General features: G+C 40.8%; 2 protein-coding genes. Both read left to right on the top strand.

Features of this window, described 5'->3' with window-relative positions:
- Nucleotides 1-536 precede the first annotated feature (536 nt).
- The gene (locus FJR38_RS05275; protein WP_168535818.1) at nt 537-2,225 is read left to right on the top strand and encodes an iron uptake porin; all 1,689 of its coding nucleotides are present in this window, start codon (nt 537-539) and stop codon (nt 2,223-2,225) included.
- A 172-nt stretch (nt 2,226-2,397) separates the two neighbouring features.
- On the top strand, nt 2,398-2,626 hold a 229-nt coding region (locus FJR38_RS05270), incomplete at its 3' end, for an Rrf2 family transcriptional regulator (RefSeq protein WP_168535816.1).

Raw genomic sequence — 2,626 nt, 5'->3', positions numbered from 1 at the left:
AGCAAATAAGAGAATGTCTGTAAACGGAGTATAGGTTTGTGTCAAGTCCGAACCCTTATCAATAAATGTAGAAACGTTGTGGTTCAAAAACTCTTTTACAACTCAGATAGGATTTTGTCTTCCAAAGCCTGTTGGTGAAAGTAACTTGATACAGGTATATGCTGGCCAATTATTGTTGGTTTCCATAACAAAGGCAAGACCAAGAAAATGGAAATTGACACTCTCAGGTCTAAAGACACTGAGCTTTACGCTTACCGGATGCTCTTGTAAAAGTAACTTAATCAAAAAAAATCTGATCTTGATCATTTGCAAGCAAATACAATATAATCCAAGGATATGATTCTAGCTTGTCGTATAAGTTAATTGCATAGAAGCTTAACGATTTATTAACCAATTATTAGTCTTTTAGACGCTAAAATTGTGATATTGGTGGCATTCATGCCTAATAAACAGGTTTAAACCGAATTTCGCAGTTCTAAGCAGTTAGTTAAAGCGAAGCAAGTTGTCCATATAAAGGTGTGAGGAGAAAAAGAAAAATGTCTAATATTTTGTGGAAATCCCTAGTGGTTAGCCCAGCAGTTTTGGGAGCAGCGTTGTTAGTATCTTCAACAGCGATCGCCGCTCCAACAACTACGGAAACATTATCAGTAGAAGCTGCTTCGACAACAGAAGTATTGGCTAGTGAAACCAAAGAAACTCAAGTTTTAGCTCAAGTTAACCGCTACAGCAACGAAAACAATAATTCGCTGTCTCAGGTAACATCCGTTTCTCAGTTTTCTGATGTTCAACCTACAGATTGGGCATTCCAAGCATTGCAGTCTTTGGTAGAACGATACGGCTGTATTGCAGGTTATCCTAATGGCACATTTCGCGGTAATCGGGCTTTAAGCCGTTACGAATTTGCCGCTGGTTTGAATGCTTGTTTAGATCGTGTGAACGAATTGATCGCCACAGCTACGGCTGATATGGTGACAAAACAGGATTTAGCAACATTACAGCGTTTGCAAGAAGAATTTTCCGCAGAACTAGCTACTTTACGTGGTCGCGTAGATGCTTTAGAAGCTCGCACTGCTGAATTAGAAGCAAATCAATTCTCCACAACCACTAAACTTAAAGGTGAAGCTATTTTTGCGGTCTCCGATATTTTTGGTAGTGAAACAGGCGACACTAACCGTGCAGTCTTCCAAGATAGAGTTCGTTTAGGCCTAGAAACCAGCTTTACGGGTAGAGACTTGTTAACAACTCGGTTAGCGGCTGGTAATGTCATAGGCTTTGATTTAAAAGACGAAAATAGTGCTTCTATTCCTGGCACAGCCCTTGGTCAACAAACTTTCCAAGTTGGTGGCACAGGTGGTAACAATGTTTCAATTGACAAATTGACTTATGAAGCTCCTTTTGGTCCAGCTAGGGCTTATATTGCAGCCAGTGGTGGGCAACACAGCGATTATGCTGCTGTTAACAATCCCTACTTCTTCGATAAAACAGATGGTGGCAAGGGTGCTTTAACTACCTTTGCATCTGAAAATCCCATCTACCGGATTGGTGGTGGTGCTGGTGTTGCATTAAATGTACCTTTTGGGAAACCTGGTGATAGCTTCTTGAAGCCAAGTTCAATCACATTAGGTTATTTGGCCTCTAATGCTAATAATCCTGCTCCTGGTCAAGGGTTATTCGACGGTGATTATGCAGCTTTAGGTCAGTTAAACTTTAATGTTGGTAATCGCCTAGCTTTAGCTGCAACCTATGTACATGGTTATCATGGAGCAAGCAGCGTACTGTTTGATTCAGGACTTGGTAATGGTGCAATAGTAGGTAGCGGACAAGCAAATATAAATTCTCCATCTGCCTCTTCCAGCAATTCCTACGGTATTTCCGCAGCCTTCAAACCTAGCGAAAAACTGTCTGTAAGTGGTTTCGTTTCTTACCATGATGTTACAGGCTTTGGTGCTAATGATGATAGAGAAGCTTGGAGCTATGGGGCTGGTATAGCATTACCTGACTTTGGTAAGCAAGGTAACGTTTTAGGTATCTTTGGTGGCGCTCAACCCTACTCATTACGTGCGGGTGCTAGTGAAACACCATTCCAAGTGGAAGGCTTCTACAAGTATCGCGTTTCTGAAAATATCTCTGTTACTCCTGGAGTTATCTGGGTTACATCTCCTGGACAAAGCAATAACAGTAATGATGCTTTCATCGGTACACTGAGAACAACTTTCAGCTTCTAGATAGTTAAAAGTTCGTTGATAAATTTGTAATTTATTTTACCCTGCCATTAGGCGGGGTTTTTTGTTGGGAGAAAAAACCCCAGTAGTGACCCGGAGTATACTGAAAAAGAGATGAACTGTAACGTTTTGCTCATCTTCATTAATCTTCTACTTTCATCTTGGATTACTGCTTGTGGAACTATCGTGTAAATCGGAATACGCAATTTTAGCGTTATTAGAGATGGCCAGTCATTATGAAAATGGTGAACCGATGCAAATTCGGCAAATTGCTACGCAACAAAAGATACCCGATCGCTATTTGGAACAACTATTAGCAACTTTGCGGCGTGGAGGTATAGTTAAAAGTCAACGGGGTTCAAAAGGCGGCTATTTATTAGCGCGAGAACCTTGGAAAATTAGTA

This window comes from Anabaena sp. UHCC 0253 (assembly GCF_009712085.1).
Taxonomy (GTDB): Bacteria; Cyanobacteriota; Cyanobacteriia; order Cyanobacteriales; family Nostocaceae; genus Dolichospermum.
Note: the sequence above shows the minus strand (reverse complement) of the source record. Positions and strands in the feature narration are given on the sequence as shown.

Bases quoted from the DNA above. Each gene is read 5' to 3' on its own strand.
- FJR38_RS05275 (WP_168535818.1), top strand. From the start codon at position 537: ATGTCTAATATTTTGTGGAAATCCCTAGTGGTTAGCCCAGCAGTTTTG.